The organism is Luteibacter sp. GL_149 (assembly GCF_057834065.1).
This window is the reverse complement of record NZ_CM174395.1, coordinates 4,129,663-4,145,285: the sequence shown is the minus strand read 5'-3', so window position 1 is coordinate 4,145,285 and position 15,623 is coordinate 4,129,663. Positions and strand designations below refer to the sequence as shown.

Annotated in this window: 17 protein-coding genes and 1 tRNA gene; 8 read left to right on the top strand and 10 right to left on the bottom strand. The window is 60.3% G+C overall.

What is annotated here, in order from left to right; translation table 11 throughout:
* Positions 1 to 10: 10 nt before the first annotated feature.
* Positions 11 to 706, bottom strand: a complete 696-nt coding sequence (gene crp, locus AC3IR3_RS18330) for a cAMP-activated global transcriptional regulator CRP (protein ID WP_132146217.1) — start codon at positions 704 to 706, stop codon at positions 11 to 13.
* A 314-nt stretch (positions 707 to 1,020) separates the two neighbouring features.
* Between crp and speD the strand changes: the two genes are divergently transcribed.
* Positions 1,021 to 1,806 carry an adenosylmethionine decarboxylase gene (speD, locus tag AC3IR3_RS18325; protein WP_036109987.1) on the top strand — a complete coding sequence of 262 codons (786 nt, stop codon included), beginning with the start codon at positions 1,021 to 1,023 and terminating at the stop codon, positions 1,804 to 1,806.
* Between the two features lie 212 nt (positions 1,807 to 2,018).
* Here speD and coq7 read toward each other — a convergent pair whose 3' ends face one another.
* Together coq7 and AC3IR3_RS18315 are read right to left on the bottom strand one after the other, a co-directional pair.
* Positions 2,019 to 2,660, bottom strand: coding sequence for a 2-polyprenyl-3-methyl-6-methoxy-1,4-benzoquinone monooxygenase (gene coq7, locus AC3IR3_RS18320; protein WP_489194234.1), 642 nt, complete (start codon positions 2,658 to 2,660; stop codon positions 2,019 to 2,021).
* Positions 2,657 to 3,889 (bottom strand): (Fe-S)-binding protein, encoded by a 1,233-nt coding sequence (locus tag AC3IR3_RS18315; protein ID WP_489194232.1) that lies wholly within the window; start codon positions 3,887 to 3,889, stop codon positions 2,657 to 2,659. Before AC3IR3_RS18315 ends, coq7 begins: the two co-directional genes overlap by 4 nt.
* Before the next feature lie 130 nt (positions 3,890 to 4,019).
* On the opposite strand from AC3IR3_RS18315, the gene rplM reads away from it, so the two are divergent.
* The 5 genes from rplM to AC3IR3_RS18290 all read left to right on the top strand — a co-directional run bounded on the left by rplM (position 4,020) and on the right by AC3IR3_RS18290 (position 7,080).
* On the top strand, positions 4,020 to 4,448 hold the full coding sequence (rplM, locus tag AC3IR3_RS18310) for a 50S ribosomal protein L13 (RefSeq protein ID WP_132146226.1): 429 nt from the start codon (positions 4,020 to 4,022) through the stop codon (positions 4,446 to 4,448).
* Positions 4,449 to 4,457: 9 nt separating this feature from the next.
* The gene (gene rpsI / locus AC3IR3_RS18305; protein ID WP_132146229.1) at positions 4,458 to 4,850 is read left to right on the top strand and encodes a 30S ribosomal protein S9; all 393 of its coding nucleotides are present in this window, start codon (positions 4,458 to 4,460) and stop codon (positions 4,848 to 4,850) included.
* Between the two features lie 69 nt (positions 4,851 to 4,919).
* A tRNA-Gln gene (locus AC3IR3_RS18300) sits at positions 4,920 to 4,993 on the top strand.
* Between the two features lie 227 nt (positions 4,994 to 5,220).
* On the top strand, positions 5,221 to 6,363 hold the full coding sequence (fic, locus tag AC3IR3_RS18295; RefSeq protein ID WP_489196966.1) for a protein adenylyltransferase Fic: 1,143 nt from the start codon (positions 5,221 to 5,223) through the stop codon (positions 6,361 to 6,363).
* A gap of 255 nt (positions 6,364 to 6,618) precedes the next feature.
* Complete coding sequence (locus tag AC3IR3_RS18290) at positions 6,619 to 7,080, top strand: hypothetical protein (RefSeq protein WP_489194230.1); 462 nt, start codon at positions 6,619 to 6,621, stop codon at positions 7,078 to 7,080.
* Positions 7,081 to 7,116: 36 nt separating this feature from the next.
* On the opposite strand, the gene AC3IR3_RS18285 is transcribed toward AC3IR3_RS18290, so the two are convergent.
* From AC3IR3_RS18285 to AC3IR3_RS18275, 3 genes are all read right to left on the bottom strand, one after another.
* Positions 7,117 to 8,055: an MASE1 domain-containing protein gene (locus AC3IR3_RS18285; RefSeq protein WP_489194229.1), complete on the bottom strand. Its 939-nt coding sequence runs from the start codon at positions 8,053 to 8,055 to the stop codon at positions 7,117 to 7,119.
* 520 nt (positions 8,056 to 8,575) lie between these two features.
* Positions 8,576 to 9,013, bottom strand: coding sequence for a hypothetical protein (locus tag AC3IR3_RS18280; protein ID WP_489194228.1), 438 nt, complete (start codon positions 9,011 to 9,013; stop codon positions 8,576 to 8,578).
* Complete coding sequence (locus AC3IR3_RS18275) at positions 9,007 to 9,957, bottom strand: RHS repeat-associated core domain-containing protein (protein WP_489194227.1); 951 nt, start codon at positions 9,955 to 9,957, stop codon at positions 9,007 to 9,009. The genes AC3IR3_RS18280 and AC3IR3_RS18275 overlap by 7 nt, the downstream gene beginning before the upstream one ends.
* Positions 9,958 to 10,150: 193 nt before the next feature.
* Here AC3IR3_RS18275 and rhtA point away from each other — a divergent pair, with 193 nt between their 5' ends.
* Positions 10,151 to 11,035: a threonine/homoserine exporter RhtA gene (rhtA, locus tag AC3IR3_RS18270; protein WP_489194226.1), complete on the top strand. Its 885-nt coding sequence runs from the start codon at positions 10,151 to 10,153 to the stop codon at positions 11,033 to 11,035.
* Between the two features lie 291 nt (positions 11,036 to 11,326).
* Here the strand turns inward: rhtA and AC3IR3_RS18265 are convergent, their stop codons facing one another.
* Positions 11,327 to 12,649 carry a hypothetical protein gene (locus AC3IR3_RS18265; protein WP_489194225.1) on the bottom strand — a complete coding sequence of 441 codons (1,323 nt, stop codon included), beginning with the start codon at positions 12,647 to 12,649 and terminating at the stop codon, positions 11,327 to 11,329.
* A 153-nt stretch (positions 12,650 to 12,802) separates the two neighbouring features.
* Positions 12,803 to 13,243: a hypothetical protein gene (locus AC3IR3_RS18260; RefSeq protein ID WP_489194223.1), complete on the bottom strand. Its 441-nt coding sequence runs from the start codon at positions 13,241 to 13,243 to the stop codon at positions 12,803 to 12,805.
* Positions 13,244 to 13,540: 297 nt separating this feature from the next.
* Between AC3IR3_RS18260 and AC3IR3_RS18255 the strand changes: the two genes are divergently transcribed.
* Positions 13,541 to 13,948 carry a hypothetical protein gene (locus tag AC3IR3_RS18255; RefSeq protein WP_489194222.1) on the top strand — a complete coding sequence of 136 codons (408 nt, stop codon included), beginning with the start codon at positions 13,541 to 13,543 and terminating at the stop codon, positions 13,946 to 13,948.
* 86 nt (positions 13,949 to 14,034) lie between these two features.
* Here the strand turns inward: AC3IR3_RS18255 and AC3IR3_RS18250 are convergent, their stop codons facing one another.
* Together AC3IR3_RS18250 and AC3IR3_RS18245 are read right to left on the bottom strand one after the other, a co-directional pair.
* Positions 14,035 to 14,328 carry a hypothetical protein gene (locus tag AC3IR3_RS18250; protein WP_489194220.1) on the bottom strand — a complete coding sequence of 98 codons (294 nt, stop codon included), beginning with the start codon at positions 14,326 to 14,328 and terminating at the stop codon, positions 14,035 to 14,037.
* A gap of 314 nt (positions 14,329 to 14,642) precedes the next feature.
* The gene (locus tag AC3IR3_RS18245; protein WP_489194219.1) at positions 14,643 to 15,539 is read right to left on the bottom strand and encodes a LysR family transcriptional regulator; all 897 of its coding nucleotides are present in this window, start codon (positions 15,537 to 15,539) and stop codon (positions 14,643 to 14,645) included.
* Positions 15,540 to 15,623: the final 84 nt, after the last annotated feature.

Below are 15,623 nucleotides of genomic sequence, written 5' to 3'. Positions count from 1 at the left end.
CCGGAAGCGCTTAGCGGGTGCCGCGAACGACGATTGTCTTACCGGCGACGTCGATCATCCGCTCTTCTTCCAATTGCTTCAGGACGCGGCCGACCATTTCGCGGGAACAACCCACGATGCGGCTGACTTCCTGACGGGAGATGCGGATCTGCGTACCGTCCGGATGCGACATGGCGTCCGGCTCGGTGCACAGATCGAGCAGGGTGCGGGACACCCGGTTCGTGACGTCCATGAACGCCATGCGGCTGACCTGACGCGAGGTGCGCAGCAGACGCTGGGTCAGCTGTGAACCGATGGCGAACAGCAGTTTCGGACATTCGGCCGCCAACGAGCCTTCCAGTAGCTGGAAAAGGCGCTCGTAGCTGATTTCCGCCATCTCGACGGCGGTTCGCGTACGCACCAGCGACTCGCGTTGCGCCTGCTCCACGAACAAGCCCATCTCCCCGATGAACTGCCCGCGGTTGATGTAGGCAAGGATCAGCTCACGGCCTTCCTCGTCCTCCGTGCACACGGCGAGAGAGCCCTCGACGACGTAGTAAAGGGTATTCGCCGGGTCGCCGGGTCGGATGATTGCGGTCTTTCCGGGATAGCGCCGACGATGACAAGCCTCGAGAAAACGCTCCATCGATGCGGGATCGGGAGCGAAGCCCAGGGGTGCCTGTGATCGTTCGAACGCCTGTTGCAGCAGATATTTAAGTTGAGCCACAGCTGATTCCGTCATCCGAATGGGGGGTGGCGGCCCCTTCGATGGGCCGGTCGAGTGACCGGTAGCATCCATCCGCCACGTCCATCGAGGATTATTGCAGAGTTAGGGCGATCAATGATGTCTGTACCTGCTTGTTCAAATTTCGAGCATCTTGCCCCATAATTTCCCCCCTTCGGACGGCGGCCCCTCGGGTCGCGAACCGGTAACACGAGTCGCGGACACTTAAAGCGTTCGACGCCTCTATCCATCTTGCGGGGACCCATGTAGCTAACCCGCGTCTACTGCTGGCCGCCACGCGGCCTCGGAGAGCCGCTGTGGTTAAACCGCTTCCTCGCCTTCGCCTGCAGGGTTTCAACAACCTGACCAAGGCCCTGAGCTTCAACATCTACGACATCTGCTATGCCGTCTCGGAACAGCAGCGTCAGAATTACATCGAATACATCGACGAGCAGTATGACGCCGATCGCCTGACCCAGATACTGACGGACGTCGCCGAGATCATCGGCGCGAACATCCTCAATATCGCACGTCAGGACTACGATCCGCAGGGTGCGTCGGTCACCATCCTCATTTCCGAGGAGCCGGTGGTCGAAAAACTCGGCCGCGATACCATCTCGGGCGCCGTCGTGGCGCACATGGACAAGAGCCACATCACCGTCCATACCTACCCGGAAACGCACCCGCACAACGGTATCGCCACCTTCCGCGCGGACATCGACGTAGCCACCTGTGGCGTCATTTCGCCGCTGAAGGCACTGAACTACCTGATCGACAGCTTCGAGTCGGACATCGTCATCGCCGACTACCGGGTTCGCGGGTTCACGCGCGACGTGAAGGGCAAGAAGCACTTCATCGATCACAAGATCAATTCGGTGCAGGACTACCTGGCCAAGCACATCCGTCAGAAGTACGAGATGTTCGACGTGAACGTCTACCAGGAAAACATCTTCCACACGAAGATGCACATCAAGGACTTCGACCTCGACACCTACCTGTTCGAGGCTCAGGCCGACGATCTCTCGTTCAAGGAGCGTCAGCGCATCGAATCGCTGTTGCGCCGGGAAATCGAAGAACTGTTCCACGGCCGCAACCTGATGTAATCGCCTGGAAAGCCCCGCCGAAAGCGGGGCTTTCGCGTTATGGGGCCACTGCGGGGCTTCCTGATGGAACGGGCTCGGTGGGAGCGCGCTTGCGCGCGAAAAGCCAACGGAGCGGTGAGGTCGGAAACTGCCTAAGACTAGCCGCGCAGCGGCGGCCGAGGGTCTCCTCTCGTCATAACGAAGCGCTCTTAATAGCACCCGATGTGTCGAGATCAGATCCGGTAAGCGACGGCCTTCATCACGGCCGAAGCAGCGTGCATCACGCCGGGAATCGGCCAGGGCAGGTCGACGCCACCGCGTGCCTGGGCGCTTTCGGCGTGACGAATCTCGTCGGTTTGCATCTGTCGCAGGATCGCACGCGAGCGTTCGTCTTCGGCGGGAAGGCGTTCCAGATGCTCGGCCAGATGCGCCTCCACCTGGCGTTCCGTCTCCACGACGAAGCCCAGGCTGATCGGGTCGCCGACGGCCGCCGCCGCCACGCCGATGGCATAGCTGCCGGCATACCAGAGCGGGTTCAGCAAGCTGGGGCGGCTGTCGAGCTGCTTCAGCCGCTCGGCGCACCAGGCCAGATGATCGGTTTCCTCGGCCGCCGCATGCATCAGGTGCTCGCGGGTCTCCGGCGTGCGCGCCAGGGCGGCCTGGCCGACATAGAGGGCCTGCGCACAGACCTCGCCCACATGGTTGATTCGCATCAATCCCGCGGCATGCCGGCGATCCGCGTCGTCCATATCGACATCCGCCACCGCGTCGCCGGGCGAGCGGCGCCCCGCCTCAGGGGAGCCCGCCACGGCTTCCATCGCACGTTCGATGCCGGAAAGCAGTCGGTCGAGGGGGCTCAGAGTGCGGACGGTCATGGGGACTCCAGTTGTTCGGCGAGCAGGGTAAGCGGATGCAGATCGGGTATGGCGGTTTCCGGGGCCATGCCCGCCGCCAGATGCAGGCGACAGCCCACATTTGACGACAGCAACCGTGAGGTCGCCAACGCGGTCACTTGTCGCAGCTTCATGTCGCGCAATGTCGCGGCGCGTTCGGGGAATTCGAGCATATGCGTGCCGGCCGCGCCGCAACAGGTCGGCTGGGCGGGCATGGTGGCCACGTCCAGGCCGGAAATGCGGGCAAGAAGACGACGCAGGTCGGCATCGCTGCGGGCGATGTTGGTCTGGGTGCAGGGGATGTGCAGCGCCACGCGCTCGGTCAGCGGGCGGAACGTCAGATCGTCGGCGTGCCGGGCAAGCAGCGACATGACGTCCTGGGCGACCCCGCCCGGGAGGGCCCGGCGAAGCGTCGAAAGACATCCGGGCGTCGCCGTGACGAGCGTGGTGGCGCCGGATGCGACATAAGCACGCCGCACTGCCTCCGCCGAGGTCTCGGCGCCAGCGGCGACTCCGCCATGCGCATCCATTGCCCCACAACAGAACGCGGGCAACGCGGAAACCGTGAACCCGGCCGCGACCAGAAGCCGCTGGGCGGCCGCCTGAGCGGCCGCATCCTCGACACTGGCGACACACCCGGGAAACAACGCCACATGCCCACGGACAGGGGCCTGCCCCTGTAGGGGTGCTCCAGAGCGCGATCCTTGCGAAGCGAAAGGCCCGGGACTCCCCTTCACCATGTTCCCGCGAGGAAGCATCCCCAGAGCGACCCGCCAGGGCGACCGGGCTGAAAGCCACCCGCCCATCCGCGTCAGCAGCCGACGAACCGCCCCGATAAGTGCGACGGCACGCAACCCGCGATACAATACCGGGCGCTTCAGTACACCGATAAGCGTATCCGGACGTTCCGGCGAGGGCCCCAGCAGCGCGCGCGTCTCCACGAGCAGTTCGCCGTATTCGACCTTCGCGGGGCAGACTTTCTCGCAACTCATGCAGCCGAGACAGTGGTCCAGATGCAGGCGCAGCGCCGGTGTGGCGCTTACCGTACCCTTCGCGAGCGCGGCGGCCATGGCTATCCGGCCCCGGGGCGACTCGGCTTCCTGCGCATCCAGCAGGTAGGTGGGGCACTGGGGCAGGCACAGTCCGCACATGACGCACTGGTCCGCGAGAGCAAGAATGTTTCCGCGGTTGTCGACAGGCATAAAAGTCATGTTATCATCGTCGGCCCAAAGCTCACCGATCGGTGGGCTTGCGTGATGAGGGAAAGTTCAGCTATTCTCTCGCGCCTTTGATTCACCGATTTCGTGTTCCGCCCCACGGCGGCAGACTAGGTATTCCGAAATGAAAACGTTCAGCGCCAAGCCTGAAAGCGTCAAGCGCGATTGGTTCGTGGTAGATGCCACGAATAAGACCCTCGGCCGTCTGTCGACCGAGATCGCGCGTCGCCTTCGCGGCAAGCATAAGCCGGAGTTCACCCCGCACGTCGATACCGGCGATTACATCGTCGTGGTCAACGCCGAGAAGGTGGCCGTCACCGGCGCCAAGCTGGACGACAAGAAGTACCACCGCTTCACCGGCTACGTCGGCAACCTGAAGACCACGAGTCTCAAGGACCTGCTGGCGACGCACCCGGAGCGCGTGATTGAAATCGCCGTTAAGGGCATGCTTCCGAAGAACCCGCTGGGCCGTGCGATGTATCGCAAGCTCAAGGTGTACGGCGGCTCCGAGCATCCGCATACCGCACAGCAGCCGCAGGCGCTGGAACTCTAAGGAATCATGATGGCGACTCAGCAGAATTACGGCACCGGCCGTCGCAAGACCTCCGCCGCCCGCGTGTTCCTCCGCAAGGGCACCGGTGGCATCGTGGTCAACGGCAAGCCTCTCGACCAGTTCTTTGGCCGCGAGACCTCGCGCATGATCGTGCGCCAGCCGCTCGAACTGACCGAGAACACCGAGAAGTTTGACATCATGGTGACGGTCGCCGGTGGCGGCATCACGGGTCAGGCCGGCGCCATTCGCCTCGGCATCTCCCGCGCGCTCGTCGAATACGACGAATCGCTGAAGTCGCCGCTGCGCAAGGCTGGTTTCATGACCCGCGACGCCCGCGAAGTCGAGCGTAAGAAGGTCGGTCTCCACAAAGCCCGCCGCGCGACGCAGTTCTCGAAGCGTTAATCTCTGCTTTAGAGTCAGCGCTTCAAGGTTCGGCGCTCCAAGGTCAGAGCGCGCCGATTCCCGGTTTATTGGGAGATCGTCTAACGGTAGGACAACAGACTCTGACTCTGTTTATCTAGGTTCGAATCCTAGTCTCCCAGCCAAACGCAAAAAACCCGCCCTTGTGGCGGGTTTTTTGTTTCTGGCGATCCATTGGGGCGATATGTCGATAAATGGGCATTTTATCGACATACTCCGGCGAGATGTCGATGTCATCGACATCTCGCCGGAGTATGTCGATTATTTCGTTGATTTTCGACATATAGAGGCTTAATGTCGACGCGAACGACATATCGATGCCGACATGTCGATGCAGAAGCGATCCCTGACCATGGCTTTTGATCCCAGCAAACCGTTCAACGACCTGCCGACATTGCCGCCAAAGGCCGATATCGAGAGTAAGTCGATACTCAAAGCGTGCATCGCGGCGCGAGCGGCATTGGCGGAGCTGAAGAGCGCCGGAGACCTGATCCCTAATCAGTCCGTGCTGATCAATACCATCCCGTTGCTTGAAGCCCAGGCTAGTAGCGAAATCGAAAACATCGTTACGACCAGCGATGAGCTCTTTCGTTTCGCCCAGCTCGAAAGTCAGGCCACCGATCCTGCGACCAAAGAGGCTCTGCGATATCGCGGTGCCCTGTACGACGGATTCCATTCATTGTCGGATCGTCCGCTTGGAACGAACACGGCGGTTCTGGTTTGCTCCCGCATCAAGCACAAGGACATGTGGATACGCCGGGTGCCTGGCGTCGCGCTAGCAAACGCAGCCAGCGGCGATGTCATCTATACGCCGCCAGAAGGCGAGGCGTTACTCATGGACAAGCTGTCGAACTGGGAGCGCTTCATCCACGAGGCCGAGGACATCGATCCGGTCATCCGTATGGCCGTGGCGCACTACCAGTTCGAGGCCATCCATCCTTTCGCGGATGGAAATGGACGCACAGGTCGCGTGCTCAATCTATTGATTCTGATCGAGCAGGGCCTTCTCGACCTTCCCGTCCTCTACTTGTCGCGGTACATCCTTCGGCATCGCGCAGAGTATTACCGAAGGCTTCTGGCCGTAACCGCCGAGGGAGCCTGGGAAGAGTGGATTGTCTTCATGCTGGCCGCTATCACCGAAACCGCTCGTTGGACAACGGTAAAGATCCAGGCTATCCAGCAACTACAGGCGTCGGCGGTGACCTTCGTCAAAGCGCGCGCTAACAAGCTTTACTCTCGTGAACTGGTCGACATGCTGTTCGTACAGCCCTATGCGCGTATCCAGAACCTCACCGAGGCGGGAATCGCCAAGCGCCAGACCGCATCGGTCTATCTCAAGCAGCTCACCGGGATCGGGATGCTGAGCGAGACCAGGGTCGGGCGGGAAAAGGTATTCACCCATCCGAACTTCATTCGCCTGCTCACCAGCGACGATCATCCCGTGCTGCCTTATGGAAATACGACACCGCCCGTGGTGACGCGATCACGCAACTAAAAGCACGGTGAATGCAACCCGGTGTGCGTGTGAGGTCTTGGGCATCAGGGGCTCGATCGCGTTGTGCCGGCTCGGGATGTCACGTTCTCGGAGCGGATTCGCGACTCCCGGTTCCAGGCAGGCAAAGCTTACGCCGGCAGGTGTAAGGACGCCCTCAGGCGCAGTCCGTGCGACAGGATGCAAGTAATGTTGTGATCGCCGTCACCTTCCTGAGATAGGGTGCGGCGGCAACCTTCATCCTGCTAGGGGACTAACATGCGCAGCTCAATCCAGCTTTTGCTCGCCGGCCTGCTCTCACTGCCGATCATCGTCCTTCCCGCCATGGCGGATGGGGCGCCTCCGTCCACCGGTCTCGGACAAGCGTGGCCCAATGCGGCCGATGTCAGCGCCAGTCCCCATTACCACGTCTATGTCTTCGAGCGTCTGGGCGTGCGCTATGTGCAGGTCAATGACCTCAACGGCACCGTGCATGGCGCTTTTGCTTATTCGGGCAGCGACATTATGGGGTTGCCCATTGGCGTCGACGCGGCGCGTCTGGCCACGCCCACCGAACCTCTGCCCGCGTCGCCAGCGGCTGCCACCACCGCCGCCGAAACCGTCTATCAGGACGCCAGCGTGACGATTACGGTGCAGCCGCAGGCCGATGGGACTGCCTTGATGCAAGCCGTCAGCAACGACTGCAAGAACCCGGCGGAGTGCAGTGTCCACTTCCAGTGACGGGGTATCCATGACGAACCGGAAGCCGTCCGTTCGTCAGTGGTGACTTGCGTCGGTCATGCCCGCACCCGCCGCGCGCGCTCTGGCGCGACGGGTGATGGGTACGCCCACCATCAAAGCACCAGAGATCGCAAATGCGAGCACGACCTGGGCGTGAATCATGGCCGGGTCCAGAAGGACGGTCGAGGTCGATGCCATGGCAATGCTGGCGAGCATGCCGGCGACGGCACCGCCGTGCCAGCCGTGCCGTAGGGTGAGGACGAGGACCGGCAGGACCATAGCCATGCGACAAATCTGGAGCATGATCCCGTCCGAAGTCGATGCGAGCGCAGCCATGGCCAGCAGGGCAGGCGTGACGCCAAACACCACCTCGATGGCGAGCGGGCTCGTGCGGACCAGCGACCACGTCACGCGTTCGTACCGCGCGGCGCGCTCGCGTAGCGCGAGTACCGTCGGGGTCAACGTCAGCGCCCCGAGGTAGGCTCCCAGCAGGTAGGCAAAGAAATAAGGGACCACGGCGATTTCCGGCCAGGCCCCTGGCGGCGCCGTAGCGAGGGCAACCATCAGCGCGGCACAGGTAAGGACAGCGGTAAGCAGCGCGCAGACCACGGTGGCGGCCAGGATCATCGCTATATTGAGGTCGCCATTGTCCCGGTACAGGTCCGCCTGTTGCCTGATCTTCGCGACGATAGGCATGCACACCACAATCAGCGGGATCGAGGCAACAAACGCCCAGGGCACGCCGAAGTCCGGTATGTGAAGTGCGGCGCTTTCGACGACGGGAAGCGTCTCGCCGATGGCCAGCGCGGGCCAGAACCGTCTGGGGACGAGGAACAGACAGGCCAGCCGCAGGCCGGCCGGAAGAATCCAGTGCGAGAACGAGAAGTATCGGGCCAGTTCATAGCAGGCGGCATAAGCGGCTGCCACGGCTGCCATGCGCGCCCAGGAAACGTGATTGCTGTTGGCTCCTTCCACACTCACCTCCTGGGTTCTGCGAAAAGCACGCTGTCTGGGGATCCGGATCCGGGTTTGTTTATGGCGTAATGGAGCTGCTCGAGCCGCCCTTGCAGCCCTGCATCCTTGCCAGGCTAGCCTTGACGACCGCCACGACGTCGCCAACTCCTAAGCAGTTTTTACAACTTTGCCGATTCAGTGCCCAGCAATATAGCTATAGTCGGTAATGGCGGTCGGGATCGGCCGCTGGCTTCCAGCGTCAATTCGAGGGTAACGACCCACGGCAGGAACCAAACTGTAGCACCACCCAATAAGGCAGGGCAGTGCAGGGGGCCAAGCCCCCCCTCTCGCCCCCGGGATCGCGGGCCTCCAAATCCCGTCCGCCCCCGATTTTGTGTAGGAGCGCTCTCGAGCGCAATCCGAAGCGAAGCGACACTCGGAAGATTCCAGAGGCCTCCCGCCTCGACTCACCTGCGTCGGCATTAGCCAGTTTCGCTCCGCTTAATAACACCAGCCTCTGTGCGAGAGTGTCTTGCGCCGATCAGTGTTCGTGATTCTCTTTTTGCGGTTTGAACCAGCCAACGTGGTCAATGTAAAACAGCCCGCCGGGGGTGGCCGCCGTGGGGGCGGACAATATGCCAGTTGCTTCGACGTCGAACTTGCGAAGCGACAAGTCCATGACGTCACCAGTCAACGCACGGTCGAACTTCGATGCATTGGATTGATGTGGCAAATGCTCTTTGAATCGAAAGCTTATGGATGCTTCGGGGCAATTTGGATCCAATAGCATTGCTCCGTGTCGGGGAGCCATCCATGCAGTTGCCTTGACGCGCACTCTGCCATTCGGCGGGGACATGCGCGCGGCGTAGAGTTCGCAAACCGTCGTGTCGCTTACTGTATTGGTAGCGAGGACCGATTGAGCTGGGTCGAATGCGGTAAAAGCCAGTAGCAGGATTAGAAACAAATACGGTCTCAGCATCCGTTTTCCTTGCACCAATAGTTCGTCGATGTATCTGCTGCTTCATTCACCCGCGCGTTAACGTCTTTTGGAAGGGCGCCTGGCGCATACAGGTCGTTGGATATCCCAAGCCCCTTCGCAACACCCAGCTCAGTGCTGTAGGCGTTCATTTCCGTCGCGCGCTCGGAAACACGATCCGTTGGGTAACCCCCGGTCAGGTAATCGAGTTGATGCTGGCCCTCATGTGCGATCGCGCTAGCGCCAAAAGCATTGGCCAGATTTGTAGAACTCATTCCTGGGTTGTACTGTCGAAAGGGCGCCGACAGTGTTGATGCCTGCTTCACGTCGATAGTCATCATCGTCGCACTATTCGCCACGGCGATTACATTCTTACCCAATTCCCCTGCATTCAACGTCACACCGTTGTTGTCGCCGGGAGTGCCTACATGAGTAGATACGGCGGCCAGTCTGTTTCTGGCATCCGAGCCCTTTGGGAGGCGACCAATCGCGCTATTCATCGTGCTGACAAACTTGTTGATTTGTCCACAAGTTGCTTTGTCTGAACTGCCGCATGCGTAGCGTCCGTCCGGATCGACGTAGCGCAAGGGGTTACTTTGTGTGTAGGCGTACCGATCGGCGTTGTAGACATCTCCTGGTTTGAGGTTGGATGGATCCACACTAAGAAATCGCCCGATTTCTGGGCTGTAGTACCGCGCCTGCATGTAGACGAGGCCGGTATCTTGGTCGTTTACGTGCCCGGTATAGCCGGGGCCATCGAGCTGCGGGTTCATGGCTGAACTTCCATAGGGTTTGTAGTCATGTGTGGTGACGACGTTACCTTGTGTGTCTGCTTCCGCCAGCACATTGCCCTGTGGGTCGGTGTAGAAGTAGGTCACTTTCTCCTGCTGCGCATGGACTATGCCGCACAGTAAGACCAGAATCGTTCCGAATAGCTTCTTTCCCATGATTGACCTCCGTGGGCGTAGTGGCAAGACGTTGTCAGGCAAAGTGCCGATTCGCGGCCCCAACGGTTTGAACTATGCAGACTGCTGCCACGCTGGGTCAGTAGCGGTGGTGGCAAGAGGCTCTATAGGGTGGGTTTAACCCGCGCTTGCGGGCATCATGAGTGCCCTTACCTTGTCGCTGCGACTCCCTCCCATGTCCTCACGCGCCACCGTTGCCCCGGTCCTGCTAGCGGTTAGCGTGTTGTTGATCAGCATGGTGTCGTATCAGTGTGGGGCGGCTCTGGCCAAGCAATTGTTTCCGCTGGTTGGCGCACAGGGGGCCACCGCGTTCCGGCTGGGTCTGGGGGCGTTGATCCTGTTGCTGCTGCGGCGGCCATGGCGATCGTCGCGGAAGGGGAGCGACTGGCGCGCGCTATGGGGTTACGGCCTCTCGATGGGGGCGATGAACCTGGTGTTCTATATGTCGCTGCGCACGATCCCACTGGGTATCGCGGTAGCGCTGGAATTCACCGGGCCGCTGGTGCTCGCGCTCTTCGGTTCGCGCCGGTTGCTGGATTTCGTCTGGATCGCGCTGGTGGTGGCGGGGCTTGCCTTGCTGTTGCCGCTGCGCGGACAGGTGCAGACGCTCGACCCGGTGGGGGTGATGTATGCGCTGGCCGCCGGGGTGGGTTGGGCGCTGTATATCGTGTTCGGGCAGAAGGCCGGAGCGATCTATGGCGCGGACGCGGTGGCGCTGGGTACCTCGATCGCGGCGCTGGTGGCCATTCCGTTCGGGGTGGCGCATGCCGGCACCGCCTTGTTCTCGCCAGCGTTGTTACCCCTGGCGCTGGGTGTGGCCGTTCTCAGTTCCGCGTTGCCCTATTCGTTGGAAATGATCGCATTGACCCGGCTGCCGGCTCGCACGTTCGGCACCTTGTTGAGTATCGAGCCAGCCGTCGCCGCGGTGGCTGGCGTGGTTTTCCTGGGCGAGCATCTGAGCGTGCTGCAATGGCTGGCGATTGTGGCGATCATCGTGGCGGCAGCGGGCACAGCCCTGAGCGTACGCCGGGCGCTGGTGTCCGAGCCGTTGGCGAATTGAACGGACGACCCGGACCTTTTACTTCCTGTCCAGCGTCTATGGGCGCTATCGCGCCGCGTCGGGTGTACTGCCGCTGGCTTCATGAGTGTGGTCTTGCCCGTCAAGACAAGACCGATCAGAAGCGACACTCGTCCGAGCCAGAACAGCACGACCTCTATGAGGATGGTTCGTAGCAGGAACGTGATCGGTCCCCTGAGAATATCCAGTACTTCAGCATGCATATTTCATCCTGGATTCAATACGGACTGCCTGTGCGACGGCCCAACATCCGGCCCGTCGCACCGGGGACGCTCAAATTTCCCTGGATAGCGGCCACGTCTCTGGCCAATGCGAACCCTCATCGTGGGGTCTCATGAGCAGACTGCGATTGTCCGGTGACAGTCTCAGTGCGCGGTCATCGGCTACGTGCATCCAATCCGGTCGCTGATTCAACCGCTCGGCCAGGGGGTGCCCATTGGCGCGCGTTTCGCGTAACCAGAGCATGGTGGCGCCAAGGCGAAGACTGGCCGCGGCGTCTTGTTGTCGATTCAGATAGTTACTAAAGGTTGCCCCCGATATGTTCACGAGCACGCTGCCGAACGAATTGGATATCCAATCAAAAATATCGGTTTTGGGGAGCATTGAATCGTTGGGGAGTCGCTGATCGGCCAATAGCTGCTTGCGAGCGGCATCTGTGCAGGACACGCCGTAAGCCTGCGCAGCTAAACGTTGCATGCCCGTGTTCGATATTTTCCAGCGCTCGTACCAGGGGGCATCAATATCCAGTAAGCCGGATCCAAACATTGTCTTGAACTCCGACTGCATACTGGCGCACATATCCAGATCGTCGGCGGTAACCGCCGCAAAGGCCACGGCGCAACTTTCCGGTATGGCTTGCTCGGGTGATGCCTCGCTCAGCATTTGCAGGAAGAGCTGGGTGGCACCTCGCAAGCGGCCCGCCATGACCATTGAACCAATCAGGGTATTGCTATGTGCGTGGAGTCGGCGCGCCGTGAGTGCATTGGTACATATGCGATCCAATGCACGCGGGACGTTACCATCGACGAAATCCAGCGCGGCGGCGCTCGTCCATAACCCCATCGAAGCGCCGTATGGGGGAATGGTCATCAGCGGATTCGGTGGCAAATCGCTCCACGTGTAGTCATAGCGGCTGAGCGCTTCATCGCGCTCGAGCCGTACGAGATGTTTGACCAGCACGGCACGCACCATGTCGCGATTTGCACGGACCTTGTCCAGGCAATTGCCTTCGCGCGTGGCGCAGAGCACGTCTCTGTCTTTGCCTATCGGTTCTAACATCGGAAAAGGCGGTTGAGCTGTCGGTGCTGGGACTGACGAGATGCCGCCCTTGGGCAGGTTGCCTATCCAGGCATTCGTGCGCTCCAGATCTTTTGCATAAAGAGAGTCGAGCTGATCGTAAGGCACGTCAAAGTCAGCGAACCATTGCAGGGGAAAGGCGTTCGTGCCCTGCTTCGGTTTTAAGTCAGCCTTCAACGTGGACAGTGCTTGCGCCTGCTCTGCCGTCGAAGGGCGAAGACGCCCCCACGCAAAAGCGGCGATGAGCAAAAAAAACAAACTCGCCACCAGACACGCCAATCCTGCCAGCATTCGTTTCATTGCTGCCCCTTCCCCTTATCCCTGGGCTGATTCTAGCGACTTTGTCCGAGACCGACGTGTCGGGATGTTCGACTGGAAGTGGACATGGCATTTGATACTGGTTGAGGGTCGCGTCACGTAAATGGCGCGACCCTCTTGTTGCCGGTCAGGCAATCAACCTATGCCGTAGTTGTAAACGACCTTATAGTCATTTCTATAAATCCCATCATTGATGACCACGATCCGGTAGGTCCCCGGGCCAACAGATGGAAGATAGGTATTCGTTCCGGTGTTTTTACTGTAAGCGACAGTCGTCCATCCCCCGTTTGTAGCAAGCTGAAGTTTGAAGTTCATGGCGCTGGCGGTAATCCGCACGTTTACGAACCCGGTACAACTTGTCGTCCATCGAAATGCTTCGCGCTCTTCACTTACACCAAGATTTCCAATGGCCTCCCCGTTATTTATACGAAGTGGGCATGCGCGATCCGCATAAGAGGAACGCTCCTCGGCCAGAGAAGTTGTTGCTAGCTCGGCGGTTCCTGCCGACTGTGCCATCGCAGATGAGATCGCCGATGCAGCGATCAAGCCGGTCGCTACCAATCCTGAAATCTTCATGATTCCTCCTTCGCTTCGCGCGTCGTTGCGCCGGATGAACATATCGCTCACGTTGCGGAAATTTAGATGGGCTGGCAGTGGGCGATGGCGTGGACTACGTAAAGAAAAGAAAGACAGGAAAGAGTTTCTCGGCACCTGACATTAGGGGTGGCTTCCACCGACATGTGGAAGCGCCGGACTGTGGATCGCGCTCAGCAGGAAATCCACGCAAGCTTCATTCAGTTAATCAGGCCCGAGGTGAAAATGAACGTCCCTCCGTCACATACTCCGGTCTATGGGTCGAACGGATTCAAATTTATGCAGGTCGAGAAAAGCGTCGAAGGCTATGTCGACAATCCCGTAGAATTTTCGTCGTCTACGCAAGCCATTTCCTCGATGTCGGAATCTACTAAAGAATATTTGAAGAGCGTGAATCTGCACGACATACGTCCTAAGGACTTGGCGAAGGTCATGTGGAGGCTCGATATCGAAGGTCATATCTCAGACAGGGCAGCCGGTATTTTTTATGTACTTCCTGCTGATGGAAACGATCCCATCGATGCCATAACGTTCATGGTTTCCGAAGCGGCAAAGTGGCGCGTCAGTTCCGCGGAATATGCGGGCGAAACGGCCCGAGAGTATGCGTGCGCAGCTCAGGCGGTAACGCGATTGCAGAGCGTTATCGAGGCTTTGCGATCAGGTATGCGGATCGACGTCATGGCGTAACGTGCGGGCGTTCCATTGGCGACCGCCAATGGAACGCCCGTGGCCGGATGTCTCGTATCGAACCGCCATGCGCCTGTACTCGTGGCTTACTGAAGTTGCATTCCCGTATCGCGCGTGACACTCAAGCTCATCGCCCGATAAAGCTCTGTCACCTCGTCGATAAGATTCCGCAGCAAGCGCGCCGTCTGTGCGACCGAGCCTTCTTCCGCATCGATCATCGGCACATCGATCAACAGATCGGTGGCGCCGCGCATGCCGGAAAGGTGTTCGGTGATTCTCTCGTGGATATCGCCAAGACGCACTTTGCGATCGCCTTTGCAGAGCGGACAGGCGACGGGGATGTCGTGGGCGGTGATGGTGGTGGAACTGTGCTTACTCATGGCGGCATCCTCTTCCGTGGGATGACCGCCACCCGCAGGACGCGGGTGGCGGGCGTGCCGAGATAGCATTACGGGTGCAACTGGAACCCGGCCGGACCGAAGTCCGCCCGACACGCCCGCCTCAAAGGATGCGAGCTTAGACGACGCGAAAAAGCAGCGTTTGAGACGATACTTTTTCGCGCCAGTTGCAAAACACAGGATGCTATTCCCGATCGCCGATGTGCGGCGACGCGGAGAGAATCGCGGCAAGAGCGCGGAGGGTCAACCCGTTGAGGATTTATCCCGCGAATTTTCAGATTAGTCTGAGTGGTGGCTCAGTCCTTGAACAACCGCTCGCACACGAAATCCACGAACACACGAATCTTCGGCGACAGTTGCCGGCTGGAAGGCCATAGCACCCAGAAGCGGCCTTCATCGGCGGGAAGATCCAGCGGTACGTGTTTCAGTGTGCCGTCCGCGATCGCGCTGCGGGCAAGGAAGTCCGGCATGTAGCCAAGGCCCAGGCCTTCGACGGTGACCGCGCGTATCGCTTCCATGTTGCTGCATGTCAGTGGGCTGTTTGCCTGCGTGCCGGGGCTGGCGTCGGCGAAGGGCCAGCCGCGGATTTTGCCGCTGGTGGGAAAGCGGAATTGCAGGCACGCGTGGTTGGCGAGGTCGGCGATGGTTTTCGGCATGCCGTGTATGGCGAGATACGCCGGCGCGGCGCACAGAACGAAGCGGAACGGTCCCAGCAATCGGGACATCAATCGCGAGTCGGGCAAGTCGCCGCTGCGAATGACGGCGTCGAAGCCGTCTTCGATGATGTCGACGAGGCGGTCGCTGAAGTCCAGGTCGAGTTCGACATCCGGATACAGGCGATGGAATTCCGCGATGTGCGGAACGAGGAAGCGGTAGCCGATGGTGGGCAGGCTGACGCGCAGACGTCCGCGCGGCGTCTGCGCCGCTTCGGACACCATGGCTTCGGCATCGTGCAGGTCGTCCAGCACTTTCCGGCAGCGTTCGTAGAAGAGGCGACCCTCGTCGGTGAGGCGAACCGTTCGGGTACTGCGCTGAAACAGGCGGACGCCGAGTGTCTTCTCCAGTTTTGCCACGGTCTTGCCGACGGCCGATGCCGAGACCCCCAGATGGCGCGCGGCACCGACGAAGCTGAGCGACTCCGCTGTCTGGACGAAGGTGACGATGCGGGCCAGGTTTTCGGCGGACGGATTCAAGCGTCATATTCCGGTATGCGTGGAATTCGGGGCTGATTATCTTCGATTGCGGCATCCGTAGCATGGGCGCAACCCTGGGCGGTC